We start from the raw sequence: 19,277 nt of genomic DNA, 5'->3' as shown, positions 1-19,277 counted from the left end.
TTTTGGCGTCACATAACATTTATTGATATCAACCGACTCTTCCCTCACCCGGGCGCGCGCGCTATGCCGGATCAGTGGAAACTCTGACAGATATCTACAATCGTCTTGTCGACGAGGGCGCGCTGCAGTCCGACCCTGCGCAGACCGCTGTGCTGCCGGAGTTTGAACGCATCCGAAAAGCGCTCGATATGCCTGTGAAAAAACGGCTGTTCCGCAAAGCTCCCGAGCCACCAAAGGGGCTCTATCTGTGGGGCGGCGTGGGGCGCGGTAAATCCATGCTGATGGATTTCTTTGTCTCACATCTGGGCGACGTACCGGCGCGCCGGGTTCATTTCCACGCTTTCATGCAGGAAATTCACAACGCCATGCATGAGGTGCGCAAAACCGGTGTCGAGGATGCCATCGCACCCGTGGCAGCCGATGTCGCGGCCTCGGTGCGTCTGCTCGCCTTTGACGAAATGCAGATTACCGATATCACCGACGCGATGATCGTGGGCCGGCTTTTTGAGGCGCTCTTTGCCGACGGCGTCGTGGTCGTTACGACGTCCAACCGGGTGCCCGATGATCTGTATAAAAACGGCCTGAACCGGGATCTTTTCAAGCCGTTCATTGCGCTGATCAGGGAACGCATGGTGGTGCATGAGCTGACCAGCCCCACCGACTACCGACAGGATCGCCTGGGTGGTCAGCAGGTCTATTTCACGCCCGTCAACGCCGAGTCGCGCGCGGCCATGGATGCGGTCTGGGATGATCTGACCGGCGGGCCGGGCGAGCCTCTGATCCTCCGGGTGAAAGGCCGTGATGTGGAAATTCCCGCGTTCCGGAACGGGGTGGCCCGTGCGGGCTTCCACGAGCTTTGCGGCCGGTCTCTGGGTCCCGGGGATTATCTTGCGCTGGCCGACGCCGTCCGGGTTCTGATGATCGACAACATCCCCACACTCTCGCGCAGCAATTTCAACGAGGCCAGGCGGTTTGTGACCATGATCGATGCTTTATACGAGGCGCGTGTGCGTTTGATCTGCTCGGCGGCGGCGGCACCCGAGATGCTTTATCTTGAGGGCGAAGGCACCTTTGAATTCGAGCGTACCGCATCGCGGCTGCGCGAGATGCAGTCAGACGGCTGGGGCGTTTAACCCCCGAAGCTTTCCAGATAGGCCGCAAGCAGACGCGCGGTATCCATACCACCGCTATGCGTTCTGAGTGGCGCCGGGATGACAAATTCTCCGCGCGCCGCCGCTGCATTCAGCGCAGCATGGATATAGGCGTCAGACTGACCCTGCGCCAGCGTACGGAGCAGCAACTGCTGCAAACGGTCATCCGGCACAGCCACGTGACCAAACCCGGCCAGCACCTGACGGGTCTGCGCGCGCAGATCCTGGCCGCTGGCGTTCCGGTCGGTCAGGCGCACGGGCCGCCGGATCAGATGGCTCACCGGTTCAGACGAGGGGTCGCGCAGCGTTGCCGGCCGCGCAAGGGTCATCTCAGGAGGGGATTGCCGGGTCACGGTGTCCACCTGCCCGAGCGGCACTCCCGCAGGATCAGACCCGTCGCTCTGCAGCATCATTGCGCCGCCGAGGATCAGTATCACACAAAGCATCGCCGCAGCACCGGCGACCGGCCGGCGGGATACCTCGCGCGGACGCGCAGGCATGCGTGACAGATCAAGACCGGCAGAACCAGTCCCGGAGTCCGGGTCCATATCCAAAAGCCCCCCACAGGCAATATTTCACGCATAAGGCGAAATTCCTTATGCATAAGCGAACAAGATATAGAGGAGAGCCAGATTCCCGGTCAACATGATGCTTCAGAAACCAGATCTGGTGGTGTATTTTTGACTCACTCAGCCGTTTTCGCGCAGGATATTCCCGGCAAGATAGAGCGATCCGCAGATCAGGACACGTGCCCCCGGGCATCGCGCGGTGATGGCTTGCAACGCACCGGCGACACTGTCCGCAGTGGCAGCCTCCATACCGGCAGCAGCGGCCGCGTCGGCGGTTTCCCCCGCCGGTAACGTGTTGGCCTCTCCCGGGATTGAAACCGCATAAAGCCCGGCAACATGCGGGGCCATCGGGCGCAGATAGCCGCCTGTATCTTTGGTATTGAGCATCCCGCAGATGAGCCAGGTCGGCCGCTCCGTAAGGCTGCTCAGATGCAGCGCCAGAGCCTCCCCGGCCGCGGGGTTGTGCCCGCCATCAAGCCAGAGCTCTGCCCCTGCGGCCAGATCTACAAGCGGGCCCTCGCGCAGACGCTGCATACGCGCAGGCCAGTGCGCCCGTGTCACGGCCGCCTCGCAGGCAGCAGGATCGGCCCCAAGGTGGCGCAGCGCAGCGAGGGCGGCCCCTGCATTCATGATCTGATGCGCGCCGGGCAGGTTCGGCAATGGCAGATCCAGAAGACCCGTCTCATCCTGATAGGTCATCCGGTCCCGTTCCGGCCCCACGTGCCAGTGCTGCCCGAAGGCCAGCAGCGGTGCGGCATTCCGCGCGGCGACCTCTTCGATCACATCCATGCCTTCTTCGGCCTGCTGCGCCACGACACAGGGAACACCGCGCTTGATGATACCTGCCTTTTCAAAAGCGATCTTTGCGATGGTGTCGCCCAGATACTGCTGGTGATCGATTGAAACCGGCGTGATGATCGTCAGCGCGGGCCGGGCGATCACGTTGGTTGCATCCAGCCGCCCGCCAAGGCCCACCTCGAGCAGTGTGTAATCTGCGGGGATGCGCGAGAACGCGAGCAGCGCCGCCACCGTGGTGATCTCAAAATAGGTAATATCGGCGCCGTCATTGGCCGCATAGCATTCATCCAGAACAGCCGTCAGCGCCTCTTCGGTGATCAGTTCGCCGGCCACCCGGATGCGTTCGTGAAACCGCGCAAGATGCGGGCTGGTATAGGCATGAACGCTGAGGCCGGCAGCCTCGAGGCCGGCACGGATCATCGCCTGGGTCGAGCCCTTGCCATTGGTGCCGGCGATATGAATGACGCGCGGCAGTTTATCCTGCGGATTGCCCAGCGCTTCCAGAAGACGCCAGACACGATCCAGGGTCAGGTCGATTATCTTAGGGTGGAGCGCCATCATCCGCTCAAGGATGACGTCGGATGAGGCCGCGCTCATGACTTTTTGCTGTCCGCCTTTGCAGCCACCGGCGCCGCTTCGCTGAGCGCATTGGGCAGGTCAGCGCCCCCGTCGGGCGGCGGCAGATCACCGCGTACCGCGGGCGGCAGCCCCATGAGCATCCGGGTTATGGTGATCAGCTCTTCGCGCATCTGCACGCGGCTCGTCACCCGATCGAGCATGCCGTGATCAAGCAGGTATTCTGCCCGCTGGAACCCTTCGGGCAGCTTCTCGCGGATCGTCTGTTCGATAACCCGCGGTCCGGCAAAACAGATGAGCGCATTGGGCTCGGCGATATGCACATCGCCCAGCATCGCATAGCTCGCGGTGACACCCCCCGTCGTAGGATGCGTCAGCACGACGATATAAGGAAGGCCCGCCTCTTTGAGCATCTGCACGGCCACAGTGGTGCGCGGCATCTGCATAAGCGACAGAATACCCTCCTGCATGCGCGCGCCCCCGGCGGCAGAAAAGAGAATAAGCGGACGCTTGAGTTTCACCGCCTCTTCGGCGGCGGCGATGATCGCATCCCCCACATACATGCCCATCGAGCCTGCCATGAAAGAAAAATCCTGTGCCGCGGCGATCACCGGCGTGCGCCCGATATCTCCGCGCGCGACCAGCATGGCCTCAACCTCGTTCGTCTCTTTCTGCGCCGCCCGCAACCGGTCGGGATACCGTTTCTGATCGCGGAAATGCAACGGATCAGGCGTCGGTGCTTTGACCTTAACTTCGGTAAAGGAGCCGCCGTCAAACAGCGCGATAAACCGGTCGCGGGGCGAAATATACATGTGGTGTTCGCAGTTGGTGCAGACATTCAGATTGTCGGCGACCTCGCGGTGAAAAAGCATCGTCCCGCATTCGGGGCATTTGGTCCACAGATTGTCCGGGGTTTCGCGGCGCGAAAAGATCGAATTGATCCGGGGTCGGACGTAATTTGTGATCCAGTTCATTCTGCCACCCTGATTGCAGTTCCCTGCCTGAGATAATACGGCCCGGGCAAAAGTGCAATCAGCGCCGCAGCGCCAGCCGCGCTGCCAGCCAGCTGACAAACATCATCGCAAAATCCACCGGCAACCATGTCCGCACGGCATCCGCATCGGCCATTGAGAAGGGCGCCAGAAAGAGCGACAGACCCGACAGGCTGTCGGGCAGAGAGACGACGACAATAGCCACGACATTGTTCGCCAGATGCACGGCGATCGCCGGCCCCAGCGTGCCCGAGCGCGCGGTCAGATCGGCCATCAGCACACCGAAAACAACCGCCCAGAGCGCAATCAGCGTCGCATTCTCGCCCGCGTCCTGCGGCATGTAATGCCCCAGACCAAAGAGCCCCGCCGGCACCAGAATCCAGATCAGCGGAGAGCGGAACCGGGCGGCCAGCTGCTGCTGAATATAACCGCGAAAGAGGATTTCTTCGGCGCTGACCTGCACGAATACGGCGATAATCGCAAAGGGCAGAAACATCACCCAGGTGCCCGCTGCAAGGTTCCGCTCCATTGGCATCCCCATGCCCCAGGGCGGCAGCACAAACACCACCACATTGAGCAGCACCAGCATCTGCAACACCAGCACAAACTGCCGCACGGCCAGCCCGACATCGCCGTAAACCGAGGTAATCCCGCGCTTGTGCGCAACCTTGACGGCAATCGCGACCCCCAGCGTCAGAAAACCGAAACTCATCAGCAGAACGATCATCGCAAAAGGTGTGCTGCCGGTGTTGAGGCTGCTGAAAAAGGCAAAGGCATCCTGTCCGAGCAGCGTCAGAATGGTGCGAAACATCAGCTGATTGCAGATCAGATAGATGCCCGCCACGAGGATCAGCCCGACGACAAGGCGCCACACCTGCGCTGTGTCACGGGCAGGTTCGGTCAGATCACGATAGGCACGATAGTCAGGAAGCTGCATCAGGGGTTACTCACCGATTTCCCGGGTGCGGTCAGGCTCGGCCAGCGGGCTCTGCACCGGCGGCCCGTCAGAGGTGCCCCCCGACTGTTCGTGGATGGATACGCGGGCTTCACGTAGAAGCTCCGCCGCACCGGTCAGGTGGCTGGAGACCGTTTTCAGCAGGCTCATCAGCACCGTGGGATCGGTCTCGATCACCGATCGGAACTGCTCTGCGCCGATCCGCAGAAACTCGGTGTCTTCCAGCGCCTTCAGATCAAGCTGCCGCGGCTCATCCAGGATAATCGCCAGATCACCAATCAGCCGGCCCGGCTCCACCGCAGTCACATCGCGGGAGACATCATCGTCGTCACGGTAGCTCATCATCGCCCGTCCCGAGAGACACAGATACGCCGCGTCGGCGCGCTCGCCCATAGAGAAAATGCGCTTGCCGGCCGGCACTGAATACCATTGCGCGGAAAAGGCCAGAAGCCGCTGGCTGCGTCCGTCGAGCCCGGCGAAAAGCGGCGTGCGCGAGATCACCCGGATTTTACGGCGCAGATCATCCGAGCCGCTGTCTCCGTCGGAGGGCAGTTCGGCCTCGGTCGCACCATCGATCCGTCCGTTGCTGATCTCAACATAAAGGTCATAAGCCCCGGGGTTGGCGAATTTATCTTCCAGAAAGACCATCGTCGTGCCCGGCAACAGCTCTTCAAGCCGGCGGCGGGCACTGACGCGCGAGTCCGCATCGTGGCTGGCCAGTGCCGTATCCAGGATCAGAATATCCGGCCGCTTGATCGCCGCGCGGCTGAAAGCGGCCCGTTCCTGGAATATCCCCGCAAGATTGGTGCCACCTAGCCCTGTGCGGATGTCGAGAATCGTCTCAGCAACAAGCCGTCTGAGATCATACTTTGCCAGAACCTCGGCCACGGTATCCTCGACCAGTTCGCCCTGTACCCCGGCCATACCGGCGATTTTGCCATAGATGACATTCTCCATCAGGGTCAGACGCGGCAGGTAGTTACCGGGCTCCACCGGTACAAAAAGCTCTTTGGCACGGGTGCGCATTTCCTCGCCTTTGGCGGCGCGGATTTCGAGGATTTCTTCTTTGAAGCTGTCGGGAAAGGCCGGTCCGATCTGCTCGGCGCTGAAAGCAAAAGGCACTGTCAGCAGCAGCGCAAATTCTTCTTCGGTCAGCGCCTGATCGCCTTTTTCCGACCGCCTGGCCGCGATATCGACAAGCTGCTCATAAAGCGCGTCCTCTATCCCCAGCGCGGTAAAGAGCGGATGGCTTGTGCCGTCCATGCCAAAAGTCTGGTGCAGCGTTTCGATGAGTGTCTGCGAGATTGCGATGCCCTGCTCGGCCACGCCAAGCTCAATCACCATAGACAGGAAATCGTTTTCCTGTGCCAGGCCCTCCTGGCTGATGGCACGCCGGGGCGAGGCAAACATCAGGTTACCACCGAGCGGGATAGAAGGGTTGAACGTGTCCGGATCAAAGCGGTTCACCGCCCCGCTGAGCCCTTTTTCTTCCAATGCTTCACGCACCTCGTCGCGCAGACTGACAAGCTGTTCCGCAAGCTTCTGGTGATCCTCCGGGTTCATATAAGATGTCAGCATGCGCCGGAACATAAAGTCATCAATGCCCATCGCCTCGACCAGCCGGAACCACCAGCCGCGCACTTCTTCAGCGGTCGTCAGCCCGGCAAGCCCCGGGTCAAGCCAGTCTGCGCGAATGCTGTCGGTGGTATTGCCCGACCGCTGCGCCTCAATTGACCGGCGGTCTTTAGCGTTCGGGTCCCAGAGAACCGTCTTGGGGCTGGATTTCAGCGGCATCAGAAGATTATCGCCCAGCGTGCCGTCAAAGAGATAGGGCCGCGAATGCGCATAGCCGATGCGGGCCGCAATCACCGACTGGTGCAGCTCCGACAGCTCATAACCGCTGATCGTGATGCTGCCCCGGGCAGGCATAACCTCACGGGTGAGCAGTTCGGCAAAAGCAGTGCGTTCCGTCTGATTGCCCGACCGGATCGCCACCCGCGCGCCGGCGGGAATTTCAAGGCTGATGTCTTCTAGCACGGGGTTGCCGTCAGCATTGCGCACAGTGACATTGCTGATCGAAATGGCGCCATCAAGGTGCGGGATCTCTTCGGGCTCACCTTCAAAAAGCGTCTCATCGATCATCGACGCCGGGGCGAAGCGTTCCGTCACAATCTCCCAGCGCAGAGACATATCCTGCACCTGATTGTAATAGGTCAGAAGCTCTTTCCACGGGCTGGAGAGATCTTTGTAAGCTGCCAGCGCGGCCACCAGCGCCCCCACTGTGATCTCGCCACGGATCGCCAGAATACCGCCCACCGAATAGAAAAAGAACGGTGTGAGCTGGGTGATGAAGTTGTTGAGAAACTTCATGAAGAATTTCTTCTGATAGATCTCAAAGCGGATCTCAAAAAGCCGGCCCAGCCGTTCGGCAAAGCCCGCCAGCCGGTAGCGCCAGCCACCGTTGGTGCGCAGATCGGTGATGCCTGCGGCGGTCTCACCGATCTCGCCGGCAAGGTGGCGGACCTCCACGATGCGTTTTTTGTTCAGCTGGTTGATCTGGCGCTGCAGCCGCGGAATGATCCACGCCTGCAGCGGAATAAGCGCCACACCGGCCAGCCCGAACCACACGCTTTGCGCGAAAAGAAAGATCACGATGATCAGCATCTGACCGGCCTGAAAAACCGGCTGCGCCACGGCGTCGCCCATCAGCCCGCCCATCGGTTCTGCTTCGGAGGTGACCATCGAGACCAGTTCGCCCTGGCTGGTGGAGCGGAAATAGGCGCGCGGAAAGCGCATCATCCGCCCGATCAGCTTATAACGGAACCGCCGCAGCAGACGCTCGGCCAGCACACCCTTCATGGTGTTCAGGCGCATTTTCAGCAGCCCGTGCACCAGCACCGCCAGCAGATAAAGCCCGCAGAGCGCCAGCAGAAACTCCGTCTGGCTCAGCCGGACGCCCATCACATTTATGAAAGACTGATCCGACCCGATCGCGTCATTGATGATCCGCTTGGGCAGCTCGAGCGTCGCGTAGAGAAACGGGAAGGTGAAAATCGTGAAGAACAGCAAAAACAGCTGCTCGCGCCTGGAGTACTTCCAGATGAACGAAAAGAGAGATGATTCCATAGACCGGCTTTCGGGTTGGCCCGGGCACCGGACCGCCGGGGTCACGTCTGGTCACGACCCGCTTGTGGCTTACCGCAACTTAGGCGCGCGGATTTGCCAATACAAGGACGCAAACGCGCGCGCACTGTTCAGCAATGCACCCTGGAGCCTTGCAGGCCTGCGGGCAGATGGCTATTCCGGTCACGACGCATTTTCCCAAAGAGGTCACCCATGTCCGCTTCACGCTTTGATAAATCCAGGCTGCCCAGCCGCCACGTCACCGAAGGCCCGGCCCGCGCGCCGCACCGGTCGTATTATTACGCCATGGGCTTGACGGATGAGGAAATTCACCAGCCGCTGGTGGGTGTGGCCACCTGCTGGAACGAAGCGGCCCCCTGCAACATCGCGCTGAACCGCCAGGCCCAGGCCGTGAAGATGGGTGTCAAACGCGAAGACGGTACCCCGCGCGAGTTCACCACCATCACCGTCACCGATGGTATCGCCATGGGTCACGAGGGCATGCGTTCGTCACTGGCCTCGCGTGAGGCGATTGCCGATACGGTTGAGCTGACGATGCGCGGGCATTGCTATGACGCGATTGTGGGTCTTGCCGGCTGCGACAAATCCCTGCCTGGCATGATGATGGCGATGATCCGCCTCAATGTGCCGTCGGTTTTTCTCTATGGCGGGTCGATCCTGCCGGGCCGTGCGCCTGCCGGATCGAAAGTGCCCGAGGATTTCGCCAACCGCGACCTCACCGTACAGGACATGTTCGAAGCCGTCGGCCGTCAGCAGAGCGGCACCCTCACCGAGGCCGAGCTTGAGATCCTGGAACGTGTCGCCTGCCCGTCGGCCGGTGCCTGTGGCGGGCAGTTCACTGCCAATACCATGGCCTGCGTCTCAGAGGCGATCGGGCTGGCGCTGCCCAACTCTTCCGGCGCACCCGCGCCCTATGAAAGCCGCGATGCCTATGCCGAAGCCTCCGGTGCTGCGGTCATGAAGCTGATCGAAAAGAACATCCGTGCCCGCGATATCGTGACCCGCAAATCGCTGGAAAACGCCGCCCGTATCGTGGCCTGCACCGGTGGCTCGACCAACGCCGGCCTGCACCTGCCGGCGATGGCGCATGAGGCGGGCATCGACTTCTTCCTCGACGATGTCTGCGAGATTTTCCGCGACACGCCCTACTTCGTCGATCTCAAACCCGGCGGCGCCTATGTGGCCAAAGACCTTTATGAGGCCGGCGGCGTGCCCGTCGTGATGAAAGAACTGCGCAAAGCAGGCCTCATTCACGAGGACTGCATGACGGCGACTGGCTATTCCATCGGGGAGGAAATCGATAAGGTCAGCTTTGAGGCAGATGGCCGTGTGATCTATCCGGTGGAAACGCCGCTTTCCAAAACCGGTGGTGTCGTCGGGCTGAAAGGCAACCTCGCGCCCGAAGGCGCCATCGTGAAAATCGCCGGTATGGAGCCGCAGCATCTGCTCTTCACCGGACCCGCACGTGTTTTTGAATGCGAGCAGGACGCCTTTGAAGCGGTGCAGAACCGCACCTATGAAGAAGGCGACGTCTTCGTGATCCGCAACGAGGGCCCTGCAGGGGGCCCGGGCATGCGCGAGATGCTGGCGACCACGGCGGCACTCTCCGGTCAGGGCATGGGCAAGAAGGTGGCACTCATCACCGACGGCCGTTTCTCCGGCGCGACCCGCGGCTTCTGTGTCGGCCACGTCGGCCCTGAAGCGGCACATGGCGGCCCGATCGCTCTGCTGAAAAATGGCGATATGATCACCCTGAACGCGCTCGAAGGCACGATCAGCGTGGATCTCACCGATGACGAACTGGCCACCCGCAAAGAAGCCTGGAAAGGCCCGCGCGAGACGATCTATGGTGCCGGTGCGCTGTGGAAATATGCGCAGCTTGTGGGCCCGACCTACCTTGGTGCCGTCACCCATCCGGGCGGCAAAAAGGAAGGCCATTCCTACATGGAACTCTGACCGGAACGGCCCCGCGCGCGGCCGTGCGGGACCACCAGGCTCAAAAAGGCTTGCGATCAACAGGTGTTTTGCGGTTTATCTGGACGTAACCCTTTCGTCAGATAAAGGGCGCAAACCAACCGGGCACCATGAGCAAAAGCGGCGACACATTCTGGGATACGGCCATCCAGCGGCGGGCATTGCAACGCTGGGCGCTCTGCGCGCGCGAAGCCACCACCGCGAAAATCAGCGTACTGAAACGTCAGGCGACGCGAGCGCGACTGCTGCGTGACCACCTTGACCGTCTGATCCGCACCGCCGACGAGCGTCTGGCCCTGCCCGTTATCGGCTCGACGGGTTTTCCCAGACCGCACAACGCCGACTGGGCCTGGCGACCGGAGCTCTGGCGCACCGCCCTGCCGGTCAAAGGCATCTCATCGGTCGGGAGCAAATCCATGCTGGGCGACGAGATCACCCTTTTTCACGACTGTGCGCAGTCGGAAATCACACTTCGCCAGCTCCGCAATATCCGCGAAGAAGACCTTGCACCCTACGGGCTGCGCATCGACGTGTTCCGGTTCGACGGCTCATTTCTGTCTCTCGTTGCCACTCTGCCGGAAGGCTGCGTTAAAAACCTTAAGCGCAGCCATATTCTGCGCGTCGCAGCGATTGCCGAGATGGAAAAGCCCATCGAAATTTTTGTTCGGCTGAACATCCGACACGGTCCCAATACCGAGCAGATCGTCCGCGAAATGCCGCAGGGGGACAAGGAGACCAGCGTCGAGTTTGATCTGGCCTATACCAACCTCAACGAAAAGCGCATCGACAAAGCCTGGATCGATTTTATTTTCGAAGGTCCCGAAATGAACATGGTGACGCTGCGGGATCTGACCCTGTCGCGCCGCCCGCGCGCACAGATCTGAGGATATCCCGATGATGCAGCCCGTACTGACCAAAACCACGATGCAGGGCGGGATCTGGAAGGGTGTCATCTCGGGGGCTGATGAGCTGCCTGACATCACGGCAACGCATGAAGACACGCCGGTATCAGGTGTCCGTGTCGTGCCTGCGGACGAGAGCGGCGAATGGCTGCTTGAAGTGCCCGTGCCGATGGCCGCCATTGCGGACGGGCTGCAGACGATCCTGATCCGGGATCAGGAAACAGACACGGTGCTGGGCAGCTTTACCCTGATGGCCGGGGAGGTTCTCGGCGCGGATGTCAGGGCCGAAGTCGATCTGCTGCGCGCAGAACTGGACATGCTGAAACGGGCCTTCCGCCGGCATTGCCTCGAAACAGGGTCCTGACTGAAAAAACCCCGGCGCGTTATGCGTGCTGGCACCCCCGTTGCTGAAGCGCGAGGCCGGCAGACATTATGCCTCCACGCGACCGTCCAAAGTGCGGTCAGGCCCGCACATCAAAAAGGCCCCGCGGAGAACTCCGGGGGCCTTTCTGTCATACTTTTAAAGAGGTCTCAGTTCTGATCACCGATCGCGGACAGACCCTTGAGGATATCGATGGCATAGGCCAGCTGGTAGTCTTCCTCGCGCAGGGCTGCGGCGGCTTCCGCCTTGGCGCGATCAGCCTGGATCTGCTCGATCTCGTCATCTGTCAGGCTGTCGTTGTTCAGGCTGCCACGCAGATCCGCCTCGGAACGGGACGGACGGCGTGTTGTCTCTTCCTCTTCCTCCGCTGCGGCATCCACCGGGCTGCGGGGCTGTTCCACAACGATGTCCGGGGACACACCCAGCGCCTGGATTGACCGGCCCGACGGCGTGTAATACCGCGCGGTGGTCAGGCGCATCGCACCGTCGCTTCTGAGCGGCATCACCGTCTGTACCGAGCCTTTACCAAAGCTCTTGGTGCCCACGACAATCGCGCGGCGGTGATCCTGCAGCGCGCCGGCGACAATCTCAGAGGCCGAAGCCGAACCGCCGTTGATCAGCACAACGATGGGCTTGCCATTGGCCAGATCACCCTCGGTCGCGTTAAAACGCTCGCCGTCCTGGATTTCGCGGCCTCGGGTGGAGACAATCTCGCCCTCGTTCAAAAACGCATCCGACACCCGGATCGCCTGGGTCAGCAGACCACCGGGGTTGTTGCGCAGATCGATCACGATGCCGTTGATCGCGTCCATACCACCGGCCTCTTCGACCCGCTCTTTGAATCCGGCCTCAAGGTTGGCATAGGTCTGATCGTTGAAGGTCGTGACCCGAAGCACAACCGTATCGCCTTCGGTACGGGTACGCACCGCGGTGAGTTTGATCGTGTCGCGGATGATCGCCACGTCAAAGGGCTCGGGCTCACCTTCGCGCACGATGGTGATCAGGATCTCGGAGCCCACCGGCCCGCGCATCATGGTAACCGCCTCATCAAGGCTCAGACCAAGTACGGATTCGCCGTCGACATGCGTGATAAAGTCTCCGGCTTCGACACCGGCCTCATCCGCAGGCGTGCCGTCGATGGGCGAGACGACTTTCACAAATCCCTCTTCCTGCGTGACTTCGATGCCCAGTCCGCCGAATTCGCCGCGCGTCTGCACGCGCATCTGTGCCGCGTCATCCGGGCTGAGATAGCTTGAGTGGGGATCCAGCGAGGTCAGCATGCCGTCGATTGCGGCCTCAATCAGTTCGCCTGCGTCGACTTCCTCAACATACTGCGCGCGGATCCGCTCGAAAATATCACCGAAAAGATCAAGCTGCTCGTACACATTGCCCGATTTGGCCGAATCCTGCGCCAGGAGCGGCCCTGCGATCTGTGTGGTCGCCAGCACCCCGGCCAGCGTACCGCCCAGTGCTGCCATGGCAAATTTTTTCATCCTGTTATCCATCCTTGTCCGTTCGGAACCAGAGGCCCGGGTCCTCGGGCGTGTTATTCTGTCTTACTTCTATATAGAGCGTTTCGGAACGCCCGGCACCAGTGACCTCACCATCTGTTGACTGTGCCTCACCGGTCTGAGCCTCTGCGCCTCCCATAAGCCCCAGCGGCGTGCCTGCGTCAATGACCTCGCCCGCATTCCCGTAAATCGTGCCGAGCCCTGCCAGAATAAAGAGAACATCTGACTGTGGCTCAATGATGACAACCTGCCCCAGATCAAGAAGCGCGCCAGTGTAACGTATGGTCGCAGGAACCGGGCTGGTGACAATTGCGCGCGGCTGCGTGGTGAGGATGATGCCAGGGCGGGTCACACCGGCGGCATCCGCCTCGCCCGCGCGACGCAGTACAGCGCCGTTGACAGGCAGCGGCAGCGCCCCTTTCTGACCCTGCAGATCGCCTGGCGCCGGGGCGGTAACATCGACAGCGATCCGCTCAAGCCCGCCTGCAAAACTGTCAAGCGTATCTGCAGAGGCGATCAGGATCGCTTCGCGCACGGGATCATTGGTGAAACGGGCCGGCAGCACACCGCGATCGGCAATCGCCTGGTTCAGCGCTGTGCGCGCCGCCTGGATCTCGGTCAGTCCGGCCTGAAGGCTTTTGGTGGCATCACGCTGCATGTCGCGCAGCATCTGCAGCTCTTCCAGGTCGCGGCGCAGCCCTTCTGCCTGCGCTGCAAGTGCCGGTGCCGTATCTGCCAGCAGCATACCAGCCCTGGCACTGCCGGTCGGGCCCTGCGGATGCAGGAAAACAACCGGCGAAGGCTCCGCTGCCAGCTGCTGCAGGACCGACAGCAGCGCCGTGACCTCTTCATCACGCGCCTGCAGTCCCGCCGCCAGGTCAGCTTCGCGTGCGGCGGCAGTACGCTGGCCACTGCGCAATGCGCTCAGACCTTCTTCGAATGCCCCGATGGTCTGCGTCAGAGCGCGCACGCGGTCCCGTGCAGAGACGGCATCCTCAAGCTGCCCGGAGGCGGCCTCAATCTGCGCAATTGCATCGCGTGCATCGGCCGCCGGATCCTCAGCCGCAAAAGCCACCGCCGGCAGGAACAGCGCCAGAAACCAGATAACTCTCATGAAATCAGGCACCTGCCGGTCATCTCCGCGGGCGGCTCAATGCCCATCAGATGCAGGATCGTCGGCGCCAGATCAGCGAGGCGGCCGTCGGTGATCTTTGTGCCTTCCGGTGCGCCGATGACCGCCACCGGCACCGGGTTCAGCGTATGCGCCGTATGCGGCCCGCCGGTCTCCGGATCAATCATCACATCGCAGTTGCCGTGATCGGCACAGACGACCATGGCACCGCCTGCCGCCTCAAGCGCCTCCAGCACCCGGCCCAGCCCCTGGTCCACCGCCTCACAGGCTTTGATCGCGGCCTGCACATCGCCGGTATGGCCGACCATGTCGGGGTTGGCGTAATTCACCACGATCAGATCGTACCCTTCCCGGATTGCACCGACAAAAGCCTCCGTGACCTCGCCCGCCGACATCTCGGGTTGCAGATCATAGGTCGCAACATCGGGTGATTTCGGCATCTTGCGGTCTTCGCCGGCGAAAGACACCTCTTCGCCGCCGTTCAGAAAGAAGGTCACATGCGGATATTTCTCGGTCTCCGCCAGACGAAACTGGCGCAGTCCTTTCTGCGCCACCCAGTCGCCCAGCGTATTGGCGATCTCGGGCTTGGGGTACATCACCGTCATATATTCAGAATGCGCCTGGGAATACTGCGCCATGCCCATCAGCGCGGACCAGTTCACCCGTGCGCCCCGGTCAAACCCGTCAAATTCCGGCGCTCCGATGGCCGCCATGATCTCGCGCGCCCGGTCCGCCCGGAAGTTCAGGCAGAAAACCGCGTCACCATCCCGCGCACCGGCATAATCTCCGATCACGGTGGGGGCGATGAACTCGTCGGTCTCCCCGCGCGCATAGGCCTCCGTGACGGCAGAGGCCGCATCCTCCGCGTGCCCGCCGTCGCCGCGAATGATCGCGCGCCAGGCCTTCTCAACCCGGTCCCAGCGATTGTCGCGGTCCATGGCAAAATAGCGCCCGGTCACAGTGCCGATCCGCACCCCCTCCGGCAGCGCCGCCGTGAGCGTCTCAAAAAAGCCTTCAGCGGATTTCGGGGCCACGTCGCGCCCGTCGGTCAGCGCGTGGATCACCACATCGACGCCCGCATTATCCAGCGCCTTTGCCGCCGCGACCATGTGACTGAGATGCCCGTGCACCCCGCCGTCCGACACAACCCCCATGAGATGCGCGCGCCCGCCTGTAGCTTTCACAGCGTCGATATAGTCTCTGAGACGGGGGTTTTCTGCGAATGTCCCCTCTTCGATAGCAAGATCGATCTGCCCCAGATCCATCGCGACGACCCGGCCCGCACCGATATTGGTGTGACCCACTTCCGAATTGCCCATCTGCCCGCGCGGCAGGCCGACATCCGGCCCGTGGGTGATCAGTGTGGCATTGGGACAAGTCGCCATGATCCGGTCCATATTGGGCGTATCCGCCAGCAACGGGGCATTCCCTTCGCGACCCTCCGCGATGCCCCAGCCATCGAGAATACACAATGCAACGGGTTTGGGCGGGTTCATTTGTGCGTCTCCTCTGGTGGGCCTGTGGCCTTTTAACGGCTGTGATGCCGGGGGTGAACCACTTTCCGGGCCCGCCTGTTTCTTCGTGGCTCAAATCCGCCCGCGCGGGGCAGTATTCCTGTCGCCTGCCCGGCCGGCGGGCGGTGTCAGACGGTCGCGCAAAAGCGCCAGCGGGTGCGCTTTGAGTGTGAGCCGCATGGCCACGTAATCCTCGACGACCTCTTCGCCCGCCGTCATTTCGGGCAACAAAGCTGCGGGCTCATCAATCGCCTCGCCATCAATGTCGCCGGCAAAAAGCGGTAAGGGCGCGCCGGGGGCAAGCGCCTTTGCTTCCCAGAGCGCTTCCCTGCGCGGCAGGCCCAGCACGGCAAAGACATCCGCCTCCGCCAGGCGCGCAACCACCCCCGGCGCCAGACCCGCCCGGCGCCAGACATCGCGCACCGACCGGTAGCCGTTGCCCCGTGCCGCCGTGAGCCAGCCGGTATCCTCTTCGCTCAGGCTCTTGATCTGCCTGAACCCCAGACGCAGGGCAAACCCGCCATGCCCGTCCGGTTCCAGCGTGTTTTCACCGAAACTGGCATTGATGCAGACCGGACGCACTTCGACACCATGCTCACGCGCATCCCGCACAATCTGCGCCGGCGCATAAAACCCCATCGGCTGGGAGTTCAGCAGCGCACAGGCAAAAACCGCCGGATAGTGACACTTCAGCCAGCTCGAGGCATAGACCAGCAGCGCAAAGCTCGCCGCATGGCTTTCGGGGAATCCATAAGAGCCGAACCCTTCGATCTGCGAAAAACAGCGCTCGGCGAATTCCATGTCATAGCCTTTGCGCTTCATGCCGCGCAGAAACAGGTTTTTGAACTCACTGACGTTGCCGTGTTTTTTGAACGTTGCGAGCGAACGGCGCAGACGGTCTGCCTGATCAGGGGTGAACCCGGCGCCGACGATGGCGATCTGCATCGCCTGTTCCTGGAAAAGCGGCACGCCCAGGGTTTTGCCCAGCACCTCGCCCAGTTCATCGGAAGGAAAGGAGACCTCCTCCTCGCCGTTGCGGCGCCGGATATAGGGGTGCACCATATCGCCCTGGATGGGCCCGGGACGGATGATCGCCACCTCGATCACCAGATCGTAAAAACACCGCGGGCGCATGCGCGGCAGAAAGTTCATCTGCGCCCGGCTTTCCACCTGAAAGACGCCGATGCTGTCGGCCCGGCAGAGCATGTCGTAAACCACCGGATCCTCGGGCGGCAGGCTGGCCAGCGAATGGCTGAGCCGGTAGTGGGTTTTCAGCAGATCAAAGCTCTTGCGGATGCAGGTCAGCATGCCAAGGCTCAGCACATCGACCTTGAGAATGCCAAGCGTTTCGATGTCGTCCTTGTCCCAGCAGATGACCGTGCGGCCCTCCATCGTGGCATTCTCAACAGGCACCAGCTCGTCCAGCCGCCCTTCGGTGATCACGAAACCGCCCACATGCTGGGAAAGGTGCCGCGGAAAGCCGTTGATCTCATAGACGAGCGCCAGGGTCTGCTGCAGCCGGCGGTCACTGGCGTCCAGTCCAATCTCGGCCATGCGCTCGGCCTCTATGCCTTTGGTGGAGAAAAACCCCCAGAGCTGCGAACTGAGCGCGGAAATCGTATCTTCGGTGAGGCCCATGGCGCGGCCCACCTCGCGGATCGCGCGTTTACCCCGGTAATGCACCACCGTGGCGCAAAGACCCGCCCGGTGGCGGCCATAGCGTTCATAGATGTGCTGGATCACCTCTTCGCGGCGTTCATGCTCGAAATCCACGTCGATGTCGGGGGGCTCGTCGCGGGCCTCGGAGACAAAACGCTCAAAGACCATGGTGCCGATCTCAGGGCTGACGGAGGTAACGCCCAGACAGAAACAGACCACCGAGTTCGCCGCAGAGCCGCGCCCCTGGCAGAGGATGTCGCGCGAGCGGGCAAAGGCCACGATGTCGCGCACGGTGAGGAAATAGGGCTCGTAGTTAAGCTTGCCGATCAGGGCCAGTTCGTGTTCCAGCAGGCGATGCACCTTCTCCGGGGCACCGGCAGGATAGCGCCAGTCGAGCCCCTCACAGGCCAGACGGCGCAGGCGCTCTGTGGGTGTTTCCGTCTCGGTGCCTTCGAGAGGATATTCATAGCGCAGCTCATCCAGCGAGAAATTCAGTCTCTGTGACAGGGCATATGCACGATCAACGGCATCCTCAAAGCCGGTAAAAAGGCGCCGCATGCCGGCTTCCGAGCGCATGCGCGCCTCGGCATTGGGCAGCGCGTCACGGCCCAGATCATCGACCCTGCGGCGCAGGCGGATCGCCGTGACCACATCCGCAAGCCTGCGGCGGCTGCCGTGATGCATCAGCGGTGCGGCACTGGCCAGAGTGGGCAACCCCAGGCGCGCTGCGCGCTGTGTCAGGGCGGCAAAGCGCGCGGCATCCCGGCCGTCATAGGCGGGCGCGAGACCGAGATGAATTTTACCGGCAAAGCAGCGCGTCAGCTGTTGCGCTGTCTGCACCCATCCGTCCGCGCCGGTCTGCCCTGGCAGGGGCTGCGGCCAGAGGATCAGTTGCAGATCGCCCGCTCTCTTCATCAGGTCGGCAAGCTGCAGATCGCAGGATCCTTTCTCCGCTCTGAGCCGCCCTGCCGAGAGGATGCGACACAGGGCGGCCCAGCCGGCACGGTTTTCCGGCAGCACCGTCACCGGGCAGGCATCAGTGAAAATAAGGCGTGCTGCGGGCAGCAGACGCGGCGTGGCATAAAGCAGGCAGCTTTCGCCGCGGTGCAGCCCGGGCGGCACCGGCGGGCCCATCTGACCATACTCCGCGTCCCGGGCACGCCGCTCAGCCACCTGACGGGCGATCTCGCGCGCCCGCGCATGGGCCCGCACGATACCGGCAACCGAGTTTTCATCAGCCACGGCAATGGCGCTGATGCCCAGGGCGGCAGCCCGGGACATATACTCTTCGGGGTGCGAGGCCCCTTTGAGAAACGAGAAGTTTGAGGTGACGCTGAGCTCTGCAAACATGGTAAATTCTTTATATTCACCTTTTGTTCTCACCTGGAGTCCTTTTTCCAGGCCGTGTAAATGCGCAGGTACCGGGTCGCCGGTGGCTGCGGAAAACCCTTAAGTCGGGTCCTGAAAGCAGCCTTCAGGGACCCTCAATATGACAAAATACCATGCATTAGAGACGGATATCGTCCGCCACTGGCAGGCCGGGGGCGCCGACGCCCACGGCCAGGTGCCGCAGCGCGCGGTTTCTGACGGGCAGGGCAACCCCTGCCGCCATTGTCTGCGGGAGATCCCGGAAACGGCCGAAATGCTGATTCTCGCGCATCGTCCGTTTGAGACGCTGCACCCTTACGCTGAATGCGGCCCGGTCTTTGTCTGTGCGGCACCCTGCAACCGGGCGGACCCGGATGCAGTCCCGCAGATTCTGACCACGTCACCGGATTATCTTGTTAAAGGGTACTCCGGCGACGAGCGCATCGTCTATGGCACCGGAGCGGTAGTGCCGGCCGGTGACATCGCCGGGAAAGCTGCGATCACTTTTGAGGATCCGCGCGTGGCCTTTATCCACGTCCGGTCTGCACGGAATAACTGTTACCAGTTGCGTCTCGACCGGTACGGTCGGAATCAATAGTCAACCGGTACGGTCGGAATCAATAGTCAACCGGGACGGTCGGAATCAATAG

General features: G+C 61.9%; 14 protein-coding genes. 5 read left to right on the top strand and 9 right to left on the bottom strand.

All coding sequences use genetic code 11. The annotated features are described in order from the left end of the window. The first annotated feature begins 74 nt into the window (after window positions 1-74). Entirely contained in the window at window positions 75-1,133 is a 1,059-nt protein-coding gene (gene zapE, locus G3256_RS00995; RefSeq protein ID WP_169639067.1) for a cell division protein ZapE, read from the top strand. Here zapE and G3256_RS00990 read toward each other — a convergent pair. From G3256_RS00990 to G3256_RS00970, 5 genes are all read right to left on the bottom strand, one after another. Further along, the gene (locus tag G3256_RS00990; protein ID WP_169639066.1) at window positions 1,130-1,699 is read right to left on the bottom strand and encodes a hypothetical protein; all 570 of its coding nucleotides are present in this window, start codon (window positions 1,697-1,699) and stop codon (window positions 1,130-1,132) included. The genes zapE and G3256_RS00990 overlap by 4 nt on opposite strands. Before the next feature lie 141 nt (window positions 1,700-1,840). After that, window positions 1,841-3,115 (bottom strand): bifunctional folylpolyglutamate synthase/dihydrofolate synthase, encoded by a 1,275-nt coding sequence (locus G3256_RS00985; RefSeq protein WP_169639065.1) that lies wholly within the window; start codon window positions 3,113-3,115, stop codon window positions 1,841-1,843. Further along, window positions 3,112-4,068, bottom strand: coding sequence for an acetyl-CoA carboxylase, carboxyltransferase subunit beta (gene accD, locus G3256_RS00980; protein ID WP_169639064.1), 957 nt, complete (start codon window positions 4,066-4,068; stop codon window positions 3,112-3,114). Before accD ends, G3256_RS00985 begins: the two co-directional genes overlap by 4 nt. A 58-nt stretch (window positions 4,069-4,126) precedes the next feature. Then, the gene (locus tag G3256_RS00975; RefSeq protein WP_169639063.1) at window positions 4,127-5,023 is read right to left on the bottom strand and encodes a CPBP family intramembrane glutamic endopeptidase; all 897 of its coding nucleotides are present in this window, start codon (window positions 5,021-5,023) and stop codon (window positions 4,127-4,129) included. 6 nt (window positions 5,024-5,029) lie between these two features. After that, window positions 5,030-8,167, bottom strand: coding sequence for an ABC transporter transmembrane domain-containing protein (locus tag G3256_RS00970; protein WP_169639062.1), 3,138 nt, complete (start codon window positions 8,165-8,167; stop codon window positions 5,030-5,032). A 210-nt stretch (window positions 8,168-8,377) separates the two neighbouring features. Between G3256_RS00970 and ilvD the strand changes: the two genes are divergently transcribed. The 3 genes from ilvD to G3256_RS00955 all read left to right on the top strand — a co-directional run bounded on the left by ilvD (window position 8,378) and on the right by G3256_RS00955 (window position 11,425). Then, window positions 8,378-10,141: a dihydroxy-acid dehydratase gene (ilvD, locus tag G3256_RS00965; protein WP_169639061.1), complete on the top strand. Its 1,764-nt coding sequence runs from the start codon at window positions 8,378-8,380 to the stop codon at window positions 10,139-10,141. A 128-nt stretch (window positions 10,142-10,269) separates the two neighbouring features. Next, a complete protein-coding gene (locus tag G3256_RS00960; RefSeq protein WP_169639060.1) occupies window positions 10,270-11,043 on the top strand; it encodes a DUF6478 family protein in 774 nt (257 codons plus the stop codon). Between the two features lie 10 nt (window positions 11,044-11,053). Beyond that, window positions 11,054-11,425: a hypothetical protein gene (locus G3256_RS00955; protein ID WP_169639059.1), complete on the top strand. Its 372-nt coding sequence runs from the start codon at window positions 11,054-11,056 to the stop codon at window positions 11,423-11,425. Window positions 11,426-11,592: 167 nt separating this feature from the next. Here the strand turns inward: G3256_RS00955 and G3256_RS00950 are convergent, their stop codons facing one another. From G3256_RS00950 to G3256_RS00935, 4 genes are all read right to left on the bottom strand, one after another. After that, complete coding sequence (locus G3256_RS00950; RefSeq protein ID WP_169639058.1) at window positions 11,593-12,936, bottom strand: S41 family peptidase; 1,344 nt, start codon at window positions 12,934-12,936, stop codon at window positions 11,593-11,595. Window positions 12,937-12,940: 4 nt separating this feature from the next. Further along, window positions 12,941-14,068, bottom strand: coding sequence for a murein hydrolase activator EnvC family protein (locus G3256_RS00945; protein ID WP_169639057.1), 1,128 nt, complete (start codon window positions 14,066-14,068; stop codon window positions 12,941-12,943). Further along, window positions 14,065-15,582: a 2,3-bisphosphoglycerate-independent phosphoglycerate mutase gene (gpmI, locus tag G3256_RS00940; protein WP_169639056.1), complete on the bottom strand. Its 1,518-nt coding sequence runs from the start codon at window positions 15,580-15,582 to the stop codon at window positions 14,065-14,067. Before gpmI ends, G3256_RS00945 begins: the two co-directional genes overlap by 4 nt. Before the next feature lie 90 nt (window positions 15,583-15,672). Continuing rightward, complete coding sequence (locus G3256_RS00935; RefSeq protein ID WP_169642269.1) at window positions 15,673-18,609, bottom strand: error-prone DNA polymerase; 2,937 nt, start codon at window positions 18,607-18,609, stop codon at window positions 15,673-15,675. Between the two features lie 139 nt (window positions 18,610-18,748). Between G3256_RS00935 and G3256_RS00930 the strand changes: the two genes are divergently transcribed. Then, window positions 18,749-19,225: a DUF1203 domain-containing protein gene (locus G3256_RS00930; RefSeq protein WP_169639055.1), complete on the top strand. Its 477-nt coding sequence runs from the start codon at window positions 18,749-18,751 to the stop codon at window positions 19,223-19,225. Window positions 19,226-19,277: the final 52 nt, after the last annotated feature.

It is taken from the genome of Roseobacter ponti (assembly GCF_012932215.1).
Lineage (GTDB): Bacteria > Pseudomonadota > Alphaproteobacteria > Rhodobacterales > Rhodobacteraceae > Roseobacter > Roseobacter ponti.
Note: the sequence above shows the minus strand (reverse complement) of the source record. Positions and strands in the feature narration are given on the sequence as shown.